Annotated in this window: 1 protein-coding gene and 1 pseudogene; both read left to right on the top strand. The window is 68.8% G+C overall.

The genetic code is table 11. From position 1 onward, the window contains the following. A pseudogene (locus ACPYOM_RS21915) lies at nt 1-319 on the top strand (ABC transporter substrate-binding protein); the annotation flags it as partial. A 91-nt stretch (nt 320-410) separates the two neighbouring features. After that, nucleotides 411-1,524: NAD(P)/FAD-dependent oxidoreductase (locus ACPYOM_RS21910; protein WP_481347575.1), on the top strand; the 1,114-nt coding region annotated here is incomplete at its 3' end.

The following is a 1,524-nucleotide window of genomic DNA, read 5'->3' as shown; positions in this document are numbered from 1 at the left end:
CTTCTCGCGTGGCTACCTCCTCGACGTCGGCGAGCCGGCCGGCTACCTGAGCTCGGACTACGGCTGCAAGGGCAGCTTCAACATCGCCCACTACTGCAACCCGCAGACCGACGCCATGATCCAGAAGGTCGCCGAGACGCCCGACCCCGAGGCCCGGCACGAGCTCTACGCCAAGATCGCCGAGAAGCTGCAGGCCGATGCAGCCAGCGTGTTCCTCGTCCAGGAGTCCCTGACGACCGCCGTCTCGTCCAACGTCAAGGGCTTCAAGACCCACCCGCTGAACTTCTACGTGCTCACCGCGGACCTCAGCGTGGGCTGACCCGCATCGACGACGGGGGGACGGCTCGGTCCCCGGACGGCTCTGGCGGGCCGACCGTCCCCCCGGACACGACCCAGGAAGAGAGTGGACAATGAAGTTCACGCCGTACTGGCTTGACACCTCCCCCAAGGGACCGGACCGGTCGACGACGGACGTGGGCGGCCACGTCGACGTCGCCGTGGTCGGGGCCGGGCTGACCGGCCTGTCCTCGGCCCTGCACCTGGCCCGCAAGGGCGCCACGGTCGCCGTCTTCGAACGAGAGACCGTCGCGTTCGGCGCCTCCGGGCGCAACGGCGGGATGGCGACCACCGGGCTGTCGATCGGGTTCCGGGACGCCATCTCCCGTTACGGGTTCCCGACGGCGAGCACGCTGTTCCTCGCCTACAACGACGCGATCGACACCGTCGAGAAGCTCGTCGGCGAGGAAGGCATCGACTGCGACTTCGCCCGGACCGGGAAGCTGAACCTGGCAGCGAAGCCGGCCCACTACGAGGGGTTGCGCAAGACCCACGAGGTCCTGGCCGAGCGGTTGGGCTACGAGACGCAGATGGTGCCCGGACACGAGATCCGTTCCGAGATCGCCAGCGACTACTACCACGGTGCGATGGTCGACCCGAAGGGCGCCGGCCTGCACGTCGGCAAGTTCACCCGCGGGCTGGCGGAGTCTGCGGCCCGCCTCGGCGTGCAGATCCACGAGAAGGCGCCGGTCGACGAGGTGGTCCGCCGGAGCGGCACCCAGCACACGGTCGTCACTCCACGCGGCAGCGTGACCGCCGACCAGGTGCTGGTCGCCACCAGCGGCTACACCGGACGCCCGTTCCGGTGGATGCAGCTGCGGATCGCGCCGGTCGGCAGCTTCATCATCGTCACCGAGCCACTCGGCAAGGAGGTCTGTGACCAGCTGCTGCCGAACCGGCGGATGGCCTCGGACTCCAAGAACCTGCTCTACTACTTCCGGATCACGCCCGACCACCGTCTGCTGTTCGGCGGCCGCGCCCGGTTCGCGATGTCGAGCCCGCAGTCGGACGAGAAGAGCGGCCGAATCCTGCAGAAGGCGATGGTCTCGGTGTTCCCGCAGCTCGCCGACGCGCGGGTCGACTACTGCTGGGGTGGCCTCGTCGACATGAGCCTGGACCGCATGGTCCACGCCGGCGAGCACGACGGGCTCTTCTACTCCCTCGGCTACTCCGGCCACGGTGTGCAGA

The organism is Monashia sp. HAY1-2A (assembly GCF_056755315.1).
Note: the sequence above shows the minus strand (reverse complement) of the source record. Positions and strands in the feature narration are given on the sequence as shown.